The 18,145-nt window shown below is 43.1% G+C and carries 18 protein-coding genes; all 18 read left to right on the forward strand.

The annotated features are described in order from the left end of the window. Positions 1 to 23 precede the first annotated feature (23 nt). The 18 genes from fliE (at position 24) to A7968_RS10625 (ending at position 18,122) form a co-directional block, all read left to right on the forward strand. Positions 24 to 356 carry a flagellar hook-basal body complex protein FliE gene (gene fliE, locus A7968_RS10540; RefSeq protein WP_064666531.1) on the forward strand — a complete coding sequence of 111 codons (333 nt, stop codon included), beginning with the start codon at positions 24 to 26 and terminating at the stop codon, positions 354 to 356. A gap of 20 nt (positions 357 to 376) precedes the next feature. Further along, positions 377 to 2,092, forward strand: coding sequence for a flagellar basal-body MS-ring/collar protein FliF (gene fliF / locus A7968_RS10545; protein WP_064666532.1), 1,716 nt, complete (start codon positions 377 to 379; stop codon positions 2,090 to 2,092). Continuing rightward, positions 2,085 to 3,125, forward strand: a complete 1,041-nt coding sequence (gene fliG / locus A7968_RS10550) for a flagellar motor switch protein FliG (protein WP_064666533.1) — start codon at positions 2,085 to 2,087, stop codon at positions 3,123 to 3,125. Before fliF ends, fliG begins: the two co-directional genes overlap by 8 nt. 3 nt (positions 3,126 to 3,128) lie before the next feature. Continuing rightward, the gene (gene fliH, locus A7968_RS10555) at positions 3,129 to 3,947 is read left to right on the forward strand and encodes a flagellar assembly protein FliH (RefSeq protein WP_064666534.1); all 819 of its coding nucleotides are present in this window, start codon (positions 3,129 to 3,131) and stop codon (positions 3,945 to 3,947) included. Between the two features lie 18 nt (positions 3,948 to 3,965). Then, positions 3,966 to 5,300, forward strand: a complete 1,335-nt coding sequence (gene fliI / locus A7968_RS10560) for a flagellar protein export ATPase FliI (RefSeq protein WP_064666535.1) — start codon at positions 3,966 to 3,968, stop codon at positions 5,298 to 5,300. After that, a complete protein-coding gene (gene fliJ / locus A7968_RS10565) occupies positions 5,300 to 5,746 on the forward strand; it encodes a flagellar export protein FliJ (protein ID WP_064666536.1) in 447 nt (148 codons plus the stop codon). The genes fliI and fliJ overlap by 1 nt, the downstream gene beginning before the upstream one ends. A 129-nt stretch (positions 5,747 to 5,875) precedes the next feature. Then, positions 5,876 to 8,083 (forward strand): flagellar hook-length control protein FliK, encoded by a 2,208-nt coding sequence (locus tag A7968_RS10570; protein ID WP_064666537.1) that lies wholly within the window; start codon positions 5,876 to 5,878, stop codon positions 8,081 to 8,083. Positions 8,084 to 8,176: 93 nt separating this feature from the next. Then, positions 8,177 to 8,704 carry a flagellar basal body-associated protein FliL gene (gene fliL / locus A7968_RS10575; protein WP_064666538.1) on the forward strand — a complete coding sequence of 176 codons (528 nt, stop codon included), beginning with the start codon at positions 8,177 to 8,179 and terminating at the stop codon, positions 8,702 to 8,704. A 9-nt stretch (positions 8,705 to 8,713) separates the two neighbouring features. Next, positions 8,714 to 9,802, forward strand: a complete 1,089-nt coding sequence (gene fliM / locus A7968_RS10580) for a flagellar motor switch protein FliM (RefSeq protein ID WP_064666539.1) — start codon at positions 8,714 to 8,716, stop codon at positions 9,800 to 9,802. 22 nt (positions 9,803 to 9,824) lie between these two features. After that, on the forward strand, positions 9,825 to 10,223 hold the full coding sequence (gene fliN, locus A7968_RS10585) for a flagellar motor switch protein FliN (RefSeq protein WP_064666540.1): 399 nt from the start codon (positions 9,825 to 9,827) through the stop codon (positions 10,221 to 10,223). Further along, positions 10,220 to 10,603 carry a flagellar biosynthetic protein FliO gene (fliO, locus tag A7968_RS10590; RefSeq protein WP_064666541.1) on the forward strand — a complete coding sequence of 128 codons (384 nt, stop codon included), beginning with the start codon at positions 10,220 to 10,222 and terminating at the stop codon, positions 10,601 to 10,603. Before fliN ends, fliO begins: the two co-directional genes overlap by 4 nt. Before the next feature lie 4 nt (positions 10,604 to 10,607). After that, positions 10,608 to 11,348 (forward strand): flagellar type III secretion system pore protein FliP, encoded by a 741-nt coding sequence (gene fliP, locus A7968_RS10595; RefSeq protein WP_064666542.1) that lies wholly within the window; start codon positions 10,608 to 10,610, stop codon positions 11,346 to 11,348. Between the two features lie 43 nt (positions 11,349 to 11,391). Continuing rightward, complete coding sequence (gene fliQ / locus A7968_RS10600) at positions 11,392 to 11,661, forward strand: flagellar biosynthesis protein FliQ (RefSeq protein ID WP_064666543.1); 270 nt, start codon at positions 11,392 to 11,394, stop codon at positions 11,659 to 11,661. Between the two features lies 1 nt (position 11,662). Continuing rightward, positions 11,663 to 12,442 (forward strand): flagellar biosynthetic protein FliR, encoded by a 780-nt coding sequence (fliR, locus tag A7968_RS10605; protein ID WP_064666544.1) that lies wholly within the window; start codon positions 11,663 to 11,665, stop codon positions 12,440 to 12,442. A gap of 9 nt (positions 12,443 to 12,451) precedes the next feature. Then, a complete protein-coding gene (gene flhB / locus A7968_RS10610; protein WP_064666545.1) occupies positions 12,452 to 13,582 on the forward strand; it encodes a flagellar biosynthesis protein FlhB in 1,131 nt (376 codons plus the stop codon). 73 nt (positions 13,583 to 13,655) lie between these two features. Beyond that, entirely contained in the window at positions 13,656 to 15,764 is a 2,109-nt protein-coding gene (gene flhA, locus A7968_RS10615) for a flagellar biosynthesis protein FlhA (protein ID WP_064666546.1), read from the forward strand. A 23-nt stretch (positions 15,765 to 15,787) separates the two neighbouring features. Continuing rightward, positions 15,788 to 17,269 carry a flagellar biosynthesis GTPase FlhF gene (gene flhF, locus A7968_RS10620; RefSeq protein WP_064666547.1) on the forward strand — a complete coding sequence of 494 codons (1,482 nt, stop codon included), beginning with the start codon at positions 15,788 to 15,790 and terminating at the stop codon, positions 17,267 to 17,269. Beyond that, a complete protein-coding gene (locus A7968_RS10625; RefSeq protein WP_064666548.1) occupies positions 17,262 to 18,122 on the forward strand; it encodes a MinD/ParA family ATP-binding protein in 861 nt (286 codons plus the stop codon). Before flhF ends, A7968_RS10625 begins: the two co-directional genes overlap by 8 nt. The last annotated feature ends 23 nt before the right edge of the window (positions 18,123 to 18,145 follow it).

Consider the following 18,145-nt stretch of genomic DNA (forward strand, 5'->3'; position numbering starts at 1 on the left):
AAACTGCACCGTCAGAGACAATTATGAAAATTCAAAACAGCGCATTATTTCAAGAAATGCAATCTATGGCTCTTGAAGCTGGCCGTAGCAATCAAGTCAATAACTTACCAACACAGGCTCAGCCAACGTCAAGCGCACAATTTGGTGATTTACTCAGTGATGCACTCAATACTGTCAATGACCTTCAAGCAAATGCGAAGCAAAAAGTGACAGCGGTAGAAATGGGTGACCGCAATGTATCACTAGCTGATGCGATGATCGCATCGCAAAAATCGTCGGTGGCTTTTGAGGCTACAGTGCAAGTTCGTAACAAACTTGTTGAAGCTTATAAAGAAATCATGAACATGCCTGTTTAACTAGGTAGTGGAGAATTATTGTGGCGCAATCTAATCAATCAACCGATCTTGCTTTAGCCGGTGGTGGTATCGACCAAAGTGATAACGACGATCAACAAGAACAAAAGTCAGGCTATTTAAGTGCATTAAACGGCGTTGATGTATTGCGTCAGGTGACCTTAATCGTTGCTTTAGCTATTTGTTTGGCCATTGCAATTTTCGTGATTATTTGGGCTCGTCAGCCTGATATGCGCCCACTTGGCAAAATGCCGACAGAAGAGCTTATTCAAACGCTCGACTTTTTAGATGCACAAAAAATAGAGTATCAGCTTGATGGTAACGTAGTGTCTGTTGCTGAGAGCGAATATCAAAATATTAAATTGCTAATGACCCGTGAAGGCATTGAGCAAGCGCCAAGCTCTGGCACAGATATAATTATGCAAGACATGGGGTTTGGTGTGAGCCAGCGCTTGGAGCGTGAGCGCTTAAAACATGGTCGTGAGCAACAGCTAGCCCGTACTATCGAAGAATTACAGAATGTGACTCGTGCCAAAGTATTGCTCGCAATTCCAAAAGAGAATGTATTTGCTCGTCGCGAGAAGAAGCCATCAGCAACGGTGGTGTTAACCTTAAAGCGTGGCCGTACACTTGATAGTGAAGAAGTGGACGCGATAGTTGATATCATCGGCTCTGCAGTGCAAGGTTTAGAGCCTGCGCGTGTGACGGTCACCGATCAAAATGGCCGCCTGCTAAACTCAGGTTCACAAAGCTCATTAGCCTCACGCTCACGCAAAGAATACGAAGTTGAGCGCAAGCGTGAACAAGAATACTTAGAGAAAATAGACAGTATCCTCATTCCTGTACTTGGCTTGGGTAATTACACTGCACAAGTTGATTTAAGTATGGACTTTAGTGCAATTGAAGAAACACAAAAACGTTTCAACCCTGATTTACCGGCGGTACGCAGTGAAACGACCTTTGAAGAAAACAACATCGGTGGTTTAGCTGTCGGTATTCCGGGCGCGTTGACTAACCAACCACCTCTTGACTCAAATATTCCTGAAGTGGCTGGTCAAGGTGGTGCAGGCACAAGTTCATCACCAAGTCGCAGCCATAAAGAAGCAACGCGAAATTATGAACTTGATACCACTATTTCCCACAAGCGTCAGCAAAGCGGAGTGATACGTCGTATCAGTGTTTCAGTCGCAGTTGATTACATTGCAAGTGCGGGTGAAAATGGTGAAACCACTATGGTTCCTCGCTCTGTGGAAGCGTTGTCAAATATTCGTCGTTTACTGCAAGGTGGTGTTGGTTTTGACCTACAGCGCGGTGATGCCCTAGAGGTTGTAACTGTGCCGTTTGTACGTGAACCAATGGACTTAGCAATTGAAGTGCCGCTTTGGGAACAAAATTGGTTTATGAAAGTAGTGCGTTTGGTGCTTGGTGCGTTGGTTATCATTGTATTGATAATGGCTGTGGTGAAACCTATGCTGAAACGTCTAATTTACCCAGATGACACTCTTGAAGAGTATGATGATGATGCACTTAGCTCAGGTGTTGATATTGGTGATAACACTTTAGATATGCTAAATAAAGATTTTGATTCTGCTTCGGTTGGCTTCTCAAGTGATGGTACACTACAGTTACCAGACCTACACGGCGATGAAGACTTATTAAAAGCAGTTCGCGCCTTGGTTGCGAATGAACCGGAACTCTCCTCACAAGTTGTGAAAGCGTGGTTAACTGAAGATGACTGATCAAGAACAAAAACAACTGCCAGCAGCGTTTGATGTTGATAAATTAGACGGTGTAGATAAAGCGGCAATTTTACTGCTTAGCTTATCTGAAGAAGATGCAGCGCAAATACTTAAGCACCTTGAGCCAAAACAAGTGCAAAAGGTGGGTATGGCAATGGCGGCGATAGATGATCTATCGCAAGCCAAAATAAGTGCCGTACACAACTTGTTTATAGAACAAATACAAAGCTTTAGTACGATAGGTTTCCAATCGGAAGATTTTATCAAAAAAGCCTTAACCGCAGCACTTGGTGAAGATAAAGCAGCGAGTTTAATTGACCAAATTGTAATGGGCTCCGGGGCCAAAGGCCTTGATTCACTAAAATGGATGGATTCAAAACAAGTTGCCAATATTATTCGCAACGAGCATCCACAAATCCAAACTATTGTTTTATCGTACTTAGAGCCGGAGCAATCTGCCGAAATTTTGGCGCAATTCCCTGAAAAAGTGCGCTTAGATTTAACCATGCGTATTGCTAACCTTGAAGAAGTACAACCTGCAGCCTTGCAAGAGTTGAATGAGATCATGGAAAAACAATTTGCCGGACAAGCAGGCGCGCAAGCTGCGAAAATGGGTGGCTTAAAAGCCGCTGCAGATATTATGAACTACCTTGATACCAATATTGAAGGGCAGTTAATGGATTCAATTCGTGAACATGACGAGGAAATGTCGCAACAAATTCAAGATCTAATGTTTGTATTTGAAAACTTAATGGATGTAGATGATCGTGGTATTCAAGCTATCTTGCGCGAAGTACAGCAAGATGTGTTGATGAAAGCAATCAAAGGCACTGACGATGCATTAAAAGAGAAAATCCTTGGCAATATGTCCAAACGTGCCGCCGAATTATTGGCGGACGATCTTGAAGCGATGGCACCGGTGCGAATTAGTGAAGTAGAAGCTGCGCAAAAAGAAATTTTATCGACAGCGCGTCGGTTAGCGGATTCAGGTGAAATTATGCTTGGCGGTGGTGGTGGTGAGGAGTTCTTGTAAACCATGACAAAACCTACTCAATATCAAGGCCGTCCTCTACATGCCAGTGAAGCGGTCGATGAGTTATTAGAAAATTGGCCAATTCCAGATGTGACGCAAGACGCGCGAAAATTTGCTGGTCGCTCAACCGCGTTTGGCACGCCGCTGGCGGATTTATATCGTAAAGAGCTTGAACAAAACGCAGCAGATGTGGAGTCTGAAGAGCCAGAACTGCCATCGCTTACAATGGCTGAGTTGGAGCGCATTCGTCAAGATGCGTATGAAGAAGGTTTAAAACAAGGCCATGAACAAGGTTACATTGATGGCTTTGAAAAAGGCGTAGGCGAAGGCAAAGAAGCAGGCTACAAAGAAGGTGTTGAGCTTGGTAAAACACAAGGCCATGAAGATGTAAAACCGCTTATAGAAGAGCAGCTAACAAGTTTAAAAAGCTTATTAGATAGCTTGTCAGCACCACTTGCAAAAGTGGATGACGATGCTGAAAAACAGCTGGTTCAGTTAACCGTTATGTTAACGGAAGCACTTGTTTATCAAGAGATAAAAACGTCTCCAGAGATTGTTTTACAAAGCTTAAAGCAATGTATTGATGTATTAGCTAATGAGCAACAAGGTGTGCGCATCCATTTGCACCCTGATGATATTGAGCTGGTAAAAAGCAGTTACGGTGAAGCGGCTTTGGCTGATAATCACTGGCAATTGGTACCAGAGCCTACGTTAGAGCGGGGCGGTTGCCAAGTTAAAACCCCACAATCATCCATTGATATGACCATCAAAACCCGCGTCAAAGAAACATTGGATAGCTTTTTGCATAGTAGTGGTATCTAACGCTATTTTTGGTTTGCAATGAGCTCTCAACCTCGTCCGTTAAGTGAACGTTTACAACAATATCAACAGCATATTCATCGGCCTACCCCCGCAGTTGCTGGAATTTTAACCCGTGTTGTAGGGTTAACTTTAGAAGCGAAAGGGTTACGGGCACCTGTGGGTAGTCAATGCAAAATTGAGACGATGCACGGTTTTGTTGATGCTGAAATTGTTGGCTTTAACGATCAAACATTGTATTTAATGCCCAACGATCATATTTCAGGTGTGCTGCCAGGTGCACGGGTGATCCCACAAGTAAATGACACAGGGTTACCGGTCGGCATGAGTTTACTTGGCCGTGTTGTTGATGGGCTTGGGCGTCCATTGGATGGCCTAGGCGCAATCAAGGCTGAGCATTATTTAAAATTTGCGCAAAATACCATTAACCCGTTATCACGACGACCGATCACCCAACCAATGGATGTTGGCGTACGCGCGATTAATTCCGTGATCACTGTTGGTCAAGGCCAGCGCATGGGGTTATTCGCAGGCTCCGGTGTAGGTAAATCGGTATTACTGGGTATGATGACACGCGGCTCAGAAGCGGATGTTATCGTGGTTGGCCTTGTCGGTGAACGTGGCCGCGAAGTAAAAGAATTCATTGAAGAAATACTCGGAGTAGAAGGGCGCAAACGTTCAGTGGTGGTGGCGGCTCCTGCCGATGCTTCCCCTTTGATGCGTTTAAAAGGTTGTGAAAGTGCCGTGACTATAGCTGAATATTTTCGGGATCAAGGTTTAAATGTTCTATTGTTACTGGATTCGGTAACGCGTTATGCCATGGCGCAACGTGAAATAGCACTTGCTGTAGGTGAGCCCCCAGCAACAAAAGGCTACCCACCGTCAGTATTTGCAAAACTCCCAGCGCTGGTGGAGCGGGCGGGCAATGGTGGTGAAGGGCAAGGCTCGATTACCGCATTTTTTACTGTTCTCAGTGAAGGTGATGATATGCAAGACCCTATAGCTGACGCTGCGCGAGCAATTTTAGATGGCCATATCGTGTTATCACGTGAGCTTGCTGATAGTGGCCATTACCCAGCCATAGATATTGAAAAATCAATTTCTCGGGTTATGCCGCAAGTTGTTTCTGAGCCTCATATGCAGCAAGCACGCGTGTTAAAACAAGTGTACTCAATGTTCCAGCAAAATAAAGATATGATCACCTTAGGGGCTTATCAAAAAGGCACCGATCAAATGTTGGATCAAGCAATTAATATGATGCCAAGAGTGAATGCCTTTTTACAACAAGGCATGAAAGAGGTGATCAGTTATGACGATGGCTTGCAAGGGCTTGCGCAATTATTAGGACAAGCATAATGGCGAATAATAAGCTCGATTTATTGCTAAAAATAGAAAACGATAAAGAAGAGTCGTTACGGATGAATTTTTTGCAAGCGCAGCAAAACTTGCAAGTTAATCAACAAAAGCTGCAGGGATTGAATAACTTTAGGCTGGAGTATACTCAGCAATTACATCTGAAGGGGCAATCTGGGTTAAGTAGTGCTGGATTTAGTCAATATCACGCTTTTATAGCCAAAATTGAAGAAGCTATACGCCAGCAGGGTAATACCGTAAGTACTGCGAAACAAGTTGTTTCGCAACGGCAAAGTTTATGGCTAAAACAGCAAATTAAAGCCAAAGCGGTTGCTAAGTTAATAGAAAAACAACAACTGAAAGCAAATGTGCTTGCGCAAAAGAATGAACAAAAAATGTTGGATGAATTCTCAGCAAATCAATTTTACCAAAGGTACCGCAGTCTATAATTTATTGCGCTAAATTGGATTGTTTAACTACTGCGAACAGCTTAGGCATATTATTTGCTTACCTAATATATGAAGTATTTATTCTGGCAAACTGCGGCGGCAAATTGCCACTTTTAATCTAGGTGAATTATGGCTATTAGTGATCTTTCAGTGTTTATCTCAACTGATAAAGATGTTCAGTTAAACAAAAAAGACAGTACCAAAGGCAGTGCAGCAACAGATATTGAAAGCACTCAAGGTGGTGACTTTTTTACTCAACTACAAACTGCGCATAATAGTGTTGAACCCCTTGTTAAAGAGCCTAATAGCAGTAAGCTTAGCGAGTTAGTTGTAGTTCAAGACAAAGCAGAAAGCACTGAAAAAACAGCAATCGACAACGACGCTGAAAGTGATTCTACGATTTCTGGTGATGATATGCTCGCCCAGATCACTGCGGCAAATAATATGGATACCAGCGTAAATAGTACTTCAGCTACAAACTCTACACTCACTACCCAATTTGGTAGTTATCAAGAAGAAGCAATTGATCCTGATACACTTATTGAGTTAAAAACACCGCGTCCTATTGATAAAGTTACCCCTATTATTGATACGCCACTAGAGACTGATGAACTAGAAGAGCAGCAATTAAAGCCAACGTTGCTGACAGAAAAAACCGTAGTGGCAGATGCCATTGATAAACAGTTGCAACTGAAAGGAAATACTCCCCCTGGCGATGCGGTAACACCTATTATTGATGACCTGCAATCAGGCACAGATAAATATTCAGCTAAAGAAATTGCTGCAATCATCGGCGATGAAAAAACAAAGTCAGCTGCTTTTGTATCACAACCCACAGAGCCAAGTAGTGCCGCTAAACCCAGTCCAGATGCGACGCTAACAGATTCTGCCGCCGCGATTAAAACTGCTGTGATGGCAGACGAGGGTGGCAATACTAAGCCTGTTAATATTGCACAATCAACAAACGCTACAGCGCAAAATGTTGAGCAACTAATAGCACCCGATAATGCTGCGTTGCAACAGGCCACCAAGCTACTATTAAGTGATCCCCCTGCAGGACAAAAAAATGCAGATCCAGTACTCGCGAATTTAACAGCGGATCAACGACAACAGTTGCAAACACAGGTACTTGCTATCCGTGAGCAAGGTGCAAACGAAGCTGGCGTGACTCATTTAAAACAAATGTTGACAGAATTTGTCACATTAAATAGCCAAGTTGCAACTAAGCCTGCAGCTACTGTGCTTACAACCCCAGCAGATGTCGCTGAGTTAAGTAAACAGCTGTCGTTATTAAGCACGGATCAAAAACAAGCGCTTAGTCAGAAATTACAAGATTTTATAGCCACTGAACAGCCCAAAGGCGCGTTATTAGCTAAGATCAGTACTGTGATTGATGAACTTGCGCAAACAAATACGACTGTAAAAACAACCGACGCCAAGGCGCAAAACATGAGTACAGCTGCATCTAGTAGTCTCCTAGCAAGCACAAACTCTGCAATGTTATCTAGTGCTTCAGAGAATATACTAGAGCCGAATAATACAGTAGCCACAGCGAATAAACCCGATGTTTTGCAAAGTGATACAAAACAGCAAGCAGGGCAGCTGAAAGTAGCCAGTGAGGTGCAGTTAACTAAGCAGGCAATACAAGAAAACGGACTTAAAGACGATTTAATCGCCGACAATGCGAAAGCAGATCAAAGTCAATTACGTGAAAGCGCAACTACTCGTGTCAATCAGTTGTTTGGTCAAATTACTGGGCTTACATCGGCACTGACAGCAACGGCGGTTTCTGAGGCTCGTGAGCAAAGTTATCAGCAAGCACTGACTGATATGCAAGTCATGCACGTTCAACAAACAAGCCCAACATCAACGACCAAGCAAGTAAACCTTGATCCTACGGTATTACAAGCGTTGAATATTGTGAAAAGTGATGCGGCAAAACTATTGCAAGAACGAGTAAGTGCTTTACTAAGTATCAACAATAAAGAAGCTGAAATACGTTTAGATCCACCAGAAATGGGCAGTATGCAAATTCGCATTCGTAGCGATGCCGAGCAGGCACACATTAATTTTGTTGTGCAAAATCAACAAGCCAAAGAAGCGCTTGAGCAATCATTACCTCGATTACGTGAATTACTCGCACAACAAGGCATTGAGTTAGGGGAAAGTAGCATTCAGCAAGGTAATAGCCAGGCTGAACACGGCGACGATGCTCAACAAAATGGTCAAGGACAACTGGCAAATAAGCAGCAAAATGAACAACAGGATAGCGTAACTCAGCAATCTTCAGCTGCAACTGGGCAACAATCTTCATCATCAATAGATTACTATGCCTAACACCTGCTATTATAAGACTATAAAAATAAATAACTTGATGGTGTGAAGTGACACTCGTAATATCACTGTTATCAAGGCGTAAAGGAAATTGGCATGGCTGAAGAAGCAAATTTAGAAATTGAAGACGGTAGCAAAAGTAAAAAGAAGTTGATCATTATTATTGCTGCGGTTGTTTTAGTGATCGGTGGTGCAGTCGGGTTTTTCTTAATGTCAGGCTCTGATGCTGCACCAGAATCACTCGCCGATGAATCGGTTGCATCAGCTGAACCCGCTGCCAACAGTGGTGATGGTGCAAAAGTCGGCAGTGCTTTATATGTTGCCATGCCACGGCCTTTTATTTTTAATGTCCCTGGCGCCAGCCGTGATCGTATCGTGCAAATTAAAGTACAATTGTTGGTACGCGGTGATGTTAATGAAGAAATTGCCAAAAAGCATATCCCGCTGATTGAAGGTACCTTGCTTGGCGTATTTTCAACCACCACAGCCGACGAACTGGGCACCAGTGAAGGAAAAGAGACACTACGAGTGGCAGCGCTTGATAAAGTACAAACTGCGCTAACTGACGTAGAAGGTAGTAAAGTGATCGAGCGGGTGTTGTTTACCGGCTTTGTGATGCAATAAGGGGTCAGCGTGAGCGATTTATTATCCCAAGATGAAATCGATGCTCTCTTACATGGCGTTGATGAAGTCGAAGAGGAGGATTTACAAGACGGTGATGATGGCGGTAGTACGCTGCAATACGACTTTTCGTCACAAGATCGTATTGTTCGTGGTCGCATGCCGACTTTGGAAATTGTCAACGAACGCTTTGCAAGGCACATGCGCATCAGTTTGTTCAATATGATGCGTCGTACTGCTGAAGTTTCTATCAATGGCGTCCAAATGATAAAGTTTGGTGAATACATCCATACTTTATTTGTTCCTACCAGCCTTAATATGGTGCGTTTTCGCCCGCTCAAAGGCACGGGCTTAATCACTATGGAAGCACGTTTAGTGTTTATTTTGGTTGATAACTTTTTTGGTGGTGATGGTCGCTATCATGCCAAAATAGAAGGCCGTGAATTTACGCCTACCGAACGACGTATCGTGCAAATGCTACTCAAAATAATTTTTGAAGATTACAAAGAAGCGTGGGCGCCGGTGATGGACGTGTCTTTTGAATACCTTGATTCAGAAGTAAACCCTGCGATGGCAAACATTGTTAGTCCAACCGAAGTGGTCGTGATCAGCTCATTTCATATCGAACTTGACGGCGGCGGCGGTGATTTTCATATTGCCTTGCCTTATTCAATGCTTGAGCCTATTCGTGAATTGCTCGATGCGGGTGTGCAATCAGATACCGAAGATACTGATTTACGCTGGAGTAAAGCACTGCGAGATGAAATCATGGATGTGGAAGTTGAAATATCAACACAGCTACTTGAAGTTGATTTAAGCTTAGCGCAAATCATGGAATTAAAAGCGGGGGATATTATCCCTGTCGAAATGCCAGAGCATATCACGGTATTTGTTGAAGAGTTACCCACATTCAGAGCCAAAATGGGTCGCTCTCGCGATAATGTTGCACTGCAAATCAGTGAAAAAATTAAACGTCCTGAATCGGTTAAATCAGAACTGCATGTCTTTACCAAAGGCGGCAAAAAACTTGATTCAGATGCGGAATTAGCAGAACTAGAAGATGATTTACACCTCTCGGAAGGTGTTGATTTAGACTGGTAAGAGAATAAAAAGGTTTAATAGTATGAGTGATGACCAAGATACAATGGACGAATGGGCTGCAGCATTGGCCGAAGCTGAAGGGACGGAGAATTCTGATGGCGCCAAAGTAACTGAGCTTGATGAGTTAAGTGATACAAAACATGAAATGAGTGGCGAAGAAAAGCGCAAACTCGATACTATTTTGGATATCCCGGTCACAATTTCTATGGAAGTTGGCCGTTCAAAAATTAATATTCGTAACTTACTGCAACTGAATCAAGGATCTGTAGTGGAACTTGATCGCGTAGCAGGCGAGCCATTAGATGTGTTAGTCAATGGAACATTGATAGCGCATGGTGAAGTTGTTGTAGTTAATGATAAATTTGGTATCCGTCTTACTGATGTGATCAGTCAAGTTGAACGGATCAAAAAATTACGATGAACAGTTGGCTATTTTTATCGACCGCAGCCAGTGCTGCGCTCCCCACAGGCTCACCGATGGGCGATTTATTGTCAATGGCGATGTCTTTAATCATGGTGCTAGTGCTGATTGTAGTACTGGCATTTTTGGTTAAAAAGCTAAACCCTAATTTAGCGAATACGGATGAGTTTAAAGTGGTACGTAGTTTACCGCTAAGTGCACGTGAACGTTTGATGGTGATCGAAATTGATAACTGTCAGCACTTACTTGGTGTGACGCCACACAGTATTAACTACCTCCATAAATTAGAAACCCCGTTGAGCGAAAAAGAGTTACCAGCCCTTGCCGAGCGTTTTGGTAAACTCTTAAACCCACAAACTAACCACACTAAAAAGAACTAATAATATGATTAAGTGGCTGCTACTATTTTTTGCACTGATTTTCATCCCGTCAGTTAACGCTGAAGGGATTGAAGCATTGAATATTACTACCAATCCCGATGGCTCTCAAGATTACTCGGTAACGCTGCAAGTACTCGCCATTATGACCGCGCTGAGTTTTATTCCAGCGGCGGTGATCATGATGACCTCATTTACCCGGATCATTGTAGTGTTGGCAATTTTACGCCAAGCCATTGGTTTACAACAAACGCCATCAAATCAAATACTATTAGGTATGTCATTATTTTTAAGTATTTTTATTATGGCGCCGGTGTACCAAAAAGTGAATGAGCAAGCGATTGAACCGTATTTGAATGAACAGGTCACATCGATTCAAGCCCTAGAGCTTGCCAAAGAGCCAATGAAAGCATTTATGCTCTCACAGGTGCGTATTAAAGATTTAGAAACGTTCGCCAAAATTGCTGGTTATGATCAGTTAGATTCTCCTGAAGCGACACCATTCATTGTACTTATTCCTGCTTTTGTGACCAGTGAACTGCAAACCGCGTTTATTATCGGTTTTATGTTTTTTATTCCATTTTTGATAGTCGATCTAGTAGTTGCGTCGGTACTAATGGCAATGGGTATGATGATGCTATCGCCGATGATCGTTTCACTACCCTTTAAAATCATGCTGTTTGTACTTGTCGATGGTTGGAGTTTAGTCATGGGTACTTTAGCTAAAAGCTTTGGTTTAGGTACCTGATATGGCAATGCAACACTGTGTAAAGCACGGCTAGGAGCGCAACATGGAACCGGAAATTTTTGTTGATATACTCAGCGATGCCTTATTTTTAGTGATTAAGTTAGTCTCCGCGATTGTAGTACCAGGTTTATTGGTCGGCTTAGTGGTTGCAGTGTTCCAAGCTGCCACCTCGATTAACGAACAAACACTCAGTTTTTTACCGCGCTTATTAATTACTATTAGCGCACTTATTATCGGTGGCCATTGGTTAACCCAAGAGCTGATGGATTTTTTTACTCGGCTAATTATCCTCATTCCAGAGATTGCAGGCTAGTATGGAATTCCCTTTTTCGGTCATTATCCAGTGGCTGAGTGATTTTTTACTGCCGTTAGTACGTATTAGCGCAATGATCATGGTGATGGCAGGCATTGGCGCTAAAACTGTGCCGACACGGATAAAAATGGGGCTTGCCGTCGTCACTACTTTTTTAGTGGTGCCCGTGTTACCACCTGCCACATTTAATAACTTATTCTCTTTTGAAATGATTTTAGTGGTTATTCAACAGCTGCTAATAGGTATCGCCATTGGTTTTGCATCATTGTTAATGTTAAATACTTTTGTGTTAGCGGGGCAAATTCTGGCAATGCAAACTGGCTTAGGTTTTGCCTCGATTGTGGATCCCTCGAATGGCTTGAGCGTGCCCGCTGTGGGGCAGTTCTATTTGATTTTAGCAACGCTGTTATTTTTTGTCTTTAATGGTCATTTAATGATGATTCAAATGGTGGTGCACAGCTTTGAGGTTTTGCCGATTGACGGTAATTGGTGGGCAGTGGACCATTATTGGGACATAGTGACGTGGGGTGGTTGGATGTTTACTACGGCACTGGTGTTAGCACTGGCGCCTTTGACTGCAATGTTAGTGATCAACATGTCGTTTGGTGTAATGACTCGAGCTGCGCCGCAGCTAAACATTTTTTCTATCGGTTTTCCGTTTACCTTAGTGGCGGGACTAGTGATTATTTGGGCAACTTTAGGCAACTTTGTGACTCAATTTGAGTTTCAATGGTTAAAAATGGTTGAGTTAATGTGTACTTTAGTTGGTTGTTCCCCTTAGGAGAGAGTGATGGCTGAAGATTCTGGTCAAGAAAAAACCGAAGAACCCACAGGGAAAAAAATAGAAGAGTCGAAAAAGAAAGGCCAAATAGCGCGCTCTAAAGAGCTTGGTACTATGTTTGTGCTGATTTTTTCTGCTATCTCATTGTTATTGTATGGGCCTGAAATTGGTAAAGGTTTGTATAATATAATGGGTCGCATGCTCAGCTTAAACCGTAATGAAACCTACGATACCACTAAAATGTTTTCTGTGTGGGGAGCGGTGGCCGATGCGTTGGTATTTCCGATGGCGATGTTTGTGTTTATTATTGTGCTGGCGGGTATCATAGGTAATACCTTGTTAGGTGGTTTTAACTTTAGTTGGGAGGCTGCGGCACCCAAAGCCAGTAAAATGTCGCCAGCAAAAGGCATAAAGCGGATGTTAGGTCCGCAAGCGGGAGTTGAGCTGGTTAAATCAATTCTAAAATTTGCGGTGGTGGCCGGTTTTGCGGTCTTTTTGATCAATACTTTTTTTGATGAAATTCTCCATCTGAGCATCGAAAGTGCGCCGGGAAACATTATTCATGCTCTAGAAATACTGGCGTGGATGTTTTTAGGATTAACTTGCACTTTAACGATTATTGCGGCTATCGATGCGCCGTATCAAAGTCATAAGCACCACAAAGAGTTAAAAATGACTCTGCAAGAAGTGAAAGATGAATACAAAAACTCCGAAGGTGATCCACAAATCAAAGCCCGTATCAGACAAACGCAAAGACAAATGTCGCAGCGCAGAATGATGCAAGATGTGCCAGATGCCGATGTGGTAGTAACAAACCCAACCCATTACTCAGTAGCGTTAAAATACGACACAGAGCGTGCAGGAGCACCTGTTGTGGTTGCCAAAGGCGTCGATGAAATGGCGATGCAAATTAGAAAAATAGCCCTGGGTAACGAAGTTCCCATTGTAGAGTCCCCGATGCTAACGCGGGCACTGTATCATACCGCTGAGGTGGGTGATCAAATTCCAGATCAACTATTCACGGCTGTGGCGCAAGTACTTGCTTATGTATTTCAGCTAAAACGTTTTCAAAAAGGTCGCGGCAAACGGCCAACAAAATTAAATAAAACGTTGCCCATCCCAGATGCCTATAAATACTAAATCAACTTAATTAATAACTTGGAATAGTTATTGCAAATTCCGTGTAGTGTCAATTTTTTGAAATTGTAGAATTATGGAATTTAAAGCTGTATTACAACAACTTAATAAAGATAAAAAAGAGTATTTGAAAGGCGTTGGTACGCCTTTACTAGTGCTTGCAGCGCTGGGAATGGTGATATTACCGTTACCGCCATTTTTACTCGACATTCTTTTTTCGTTTAATATAGCTTTAGCGCTAGTGGTTTTGTTGGTGACTGTATACACCATGAAACCGGTAGAGTTTGGTATGTTTCCTGCTGTGTTGCTGATTGCAACCATTATGCGTTTAGCACTTAATGTTGCCAGTACCCGAGTCGTTTTGTTGGAAGGGCATAACGGCGGGGACTCTGCCGGTAAAGTAATTGAAGCGTTCGGCTCAGTGGTGATCGGTGGTAATTATGCCGTTGGTTTGGTTGTATTTTTAATCTTGATCATCATTAACTTTGTAGTAATTACCAAAGGTGCTGGGCGTATTTCTGAAGTATCAGCGCGTTTTACCCTTGATGCGATGCCTGGTAAACAAATGGCCATCGATGCAGATTTAAATGCAGGTTTTATTAGTGCAGAGCAAGCGCGAGACCGCCGCGAAGAAGTTACTCGTGAAGCTGATTTTTACGGCTCAATGGATGGTGCGAGTAAATTTGTAAAAGGCGATGCAATTGCCGGTATTGTTATTTTGGTCATTAATATAGTCGGTGGTTTATTTGTTGGCATGATCCAACATGACTTAAGCTTTGGTAACGCCATGGAAGTGTATACCTTGCTGACCATCGGTGATGGCCTAGTTGCACAATTACCATCATTACTGTTATCAATCGGCACAGCAATCGTTGTAACCCGTCAAAATGAATCGCTCAATATGGGCGACCAATTCAAGAAACAACTTGGTAACGAAAAATCATTATTTATCGCGTCAGGTATTTTAATTGTGATGGGCTTAGTGCCGGGTATGCCGCATTTTGCATTCTTAAGCTTAGGTGCGTTACTTGGTTATCTCGCTTATTATGCGCAGCAAAGTAAACTTAAGGAAGCAGCAGCGAAAGAAGCAGAGACTGAAAATGGAGGCGCTGCAGGCACCGGTGTCGCAAATAAACAAGAGCAGAAAGAGCTTGGCTGGGATGACGTTCAGCAAGTGGATGTTATCGGTCTTGAAGTTGGCTATCGGTTAATTCCATTGGTTGATCAATCACAAGGTGGCGAGCTGTTAAACCGGATAAAAGGGGTACGCAAGAAGCTATCTCAAGAGCTCGGGTTTTTAGTACCCCCAGTGCATATTCGCGATAACTTAGAACTTGACCCTAATGCTTATAGAATCACCATGATGGGTGTATCAACTGGGGAAGGCGAGCTGAAACATGGCGATGAGTTGGCAATCAATCCTGGGCAAGTATTTGGCCCTATCAAAGGCATTGAAACAAAAGATCCTGCTTTTGGTTTAGATGCTGTTTGGATCAAACCCGATCAAAAAGATGAAGCACAATCGCTTGGTTATACCGTGGTCGATGCTGCAACGGTGGTTGCAACACACATTAGCCAATTATTAACCAACAGCGCGGCGTTATTGCTTGGTCATGAAGAAGTACAAAACCTGCTTGATATGCTTGCTAAGAGTCACCCTCGTTTAGTTGAAGGACTCGTGCCAGATACCTTGCCACTGACGGTTATAGTAAAAGTATTGCAAAACCTATTAAATGAAGGCGTTGCTATTCGTGACATGCGCTCAATTGTGCAAACCCTTGTTGAGTATGGTCCACGTAGCCAAGACCCAGACGTATTGACGGCTGCAGTGCGCATTTCGTTACGTAGATTAATTGTTCAAGATGCCGTGGGTATGTCATCAGAAATCCCTGTCATAACCTTGGCGCCTGAGTTGGAACAGATGTTGCATCAGTCACTGCAAAATGCAGGCGACGAAGGGGCCGGAATAGAACCAGGACTTGCAGAGCGACTTCAACAATCTTTAAATGAAGCGCATCAAAATCAAGAAATGGCCGGTGAACCTTCGATATTGCTAACGTCAGGAATGTTACGCACTGTGTTATCTCGTTTTGTTAAGTACACCATTCCAGGATTGCGAGTGATGTCTTACCAAGAGGTACCAGACGAAAGACAGATCAAGATTGTCAGCTCAGTAGGCCAATAATCGGATTTTAAAGGGGTTGAACCATGAAAATAAAACGTTTTTTTGCTAAAGATATGCGTACCGCACTAAAAGAAGTTAAAGATGAACTCGGTGTTGATGCGGTGATCATGTCAAATAAAAAGTTAGCCAATGGGGTCGAAATTGTCGCCGCGGTTGATTATGAAAAAGCTGCCCCTAAAGCTCCTGCACAGCCACAAGCTACAACGGCGCAAGCGCAAAGTAATGCACACTTTGTTAAACCAGCGCCGCAACGTAGCCAGTCGGAACCAACTGCACCGGTAGCAGATAGCCTACAAGCGTTATTAGAACGCCAGTCTCCTCGTCCGCGCTCACCAGAGCTTGCTTCTATGTTTAGCCAATCAGGCATCGATACAGCAACCCAGTATCAGCCGCAGCAACAATCGCAAACACAGCCTGCGCGTCATGAAGCACAAGCTCATCATGATTTTACACGTCGCGATAACGCGCCGCGTCCACAAACACAAGCACACAGCTTAGGGTTTGATGATGAACTTGAAAGTGGTTTTGATGACCTCGATGCGCCAATGCCAAACAAAAGTGCAGCCAAAACCGATGAAATGACCGCCATGCGAGATGAAATGGCTGCGATGCGTCAATTACTTGAATATCAGGTCTCTGGTTTAATGCAACAAGATATGGCTCGTCGCGACCCAACCCGTGCTTGCATGATTGATCGTTTAGTGGGTATGGGCATCGACAGCGAAGTAGCAGAGCAAATGGCGTGTTTCATTCCTGATGATGTGTCGCGTCAGCAAGCATGGCAAGCACTGTTGCAAATGGTTGAAAACCAAATGCATACCACTAATAACGAAATTTTACGCCAAGGTGGTGTTTATGCACTTGTTGGCCCGACCGGAGTGGGTAAAACAACCACGGTGGCTAAACTTGCAGCCCTTGGTGCACAGAAATATGGTGCTGATAAAGTAGCCCTTATTACAACCGACACCTACCGTATTGGTGCTTATGAGCAATTAGCCACTTATGGCCGTATTATAGGCTGTGGTGTTAAACAAGTAAAAGATGCCAATGAATTAGCAGAAGTTTTATATCATTTACGTAATAAGCGTCTAGTATTAATAGATACTGCTGGTATGAGCCAACGCGATTTACGCTTAACTGAGCAATTAAACACGCTCATGCGTAATCAACGTGTCGATATTCGTAACTATTTAGTGCTCAGCGCCACAGCACAAATTAACGTATTGCAAGAGACGGTAAGACACTTTAAAAAAGTACAATTAAGTGGCTGTATTTTCACTAAATTAGATGAATCGCTAAGTTTAGGTGAGATTATTAGTATAGCGATTCAAAATCGCCTCCCAATAGGGTATCTTACTAACGGTCAACGCGTTCCTGAGGACATTCGGGTCGCTAATGCAGAGAAATTAGTAAAAAAAGCTGAGCAATTGTATTTAAAAAGAACAAAAGCGCAACATTCACGACGTCAAGCAGTAGCGTCAAGCACAGTAGGGATGTATGATTAACACAGTATTAGATCAAGCAAGTGGCCTGCGTAAAATGAGTAAAAACAATAATAACGGCGTTAAAGTTATCGCTGTCACCGGTGGTAAAGGTGGGGTTGGTAAAACAAACGTCTCACTAAATACTGCGATTGCGTTAGGTCAACTCGGAAACCGAGTCTTAGTACTGGATGCCGATTTAGGGTTGGCAAACTGTGATGTGATGTTAGGACTTCGAGTAGAGCGCAACCTATCTCATGTCTTATCAGGTGAATGTGAACTCGACGAAATTTTAGTCGAGGGTCCGGCAGGCATAAAAATCGTACCAGCCACGTCTGGCTCACAAAGCATGGTCGAACTTTCTCCCTCTGAGCATGCGGGTTTGATCCGTGCTTTTAGCGAATTAAATACCGAATTTGATATATTAATTGTTGATACCGCTGCTGGTATTTCTGACATGGTGTTAAGTTTTTCGCGCGCAGCGCAAGATGTCATGGTGGTCGTATGCGATGAACCAACCTCAATCACTGATGCTTATGCACTTATCAAGGTTTTAAGCCGTGAACATGGCGTGTATAAATTTAAAATCGTGGCTAATATGGTGCGCAGTATGCGTGAAGGCCATGAGTTATTTGCTAAACTTTCAAAAGTAACAGACCGCTTTTTAGATGTATCGATGGAGTTAGTTGCAACCGTTCCTTATGATGAGAACATGCGTAAAGCAACCCGTCGTCAAAAAGTGATTGTTGATTTATTTCCAAATTCTCCAGCAGCAATAGCATTTAAAACATTAGCGACAAAAGCAGTTAAATGGCCTATACCTAATCAACCTTCTGGTCATTTAGAATTTTTCATAGAAAAACTAGTAAACGGCTAACTATGACGGCATCGGTGAATAAA

Source organism: Pseudoalteromonas prydzensis, from assembly GCF_001661495.1.
GTDB classification, from domain to species: Bacteria; Pseudomonadota; Gammaproteobacteria; order Enterobacterales; family Alteromonadaceae; genus Pseudoalteromonas; species Pseudoalteromonas prydzensis.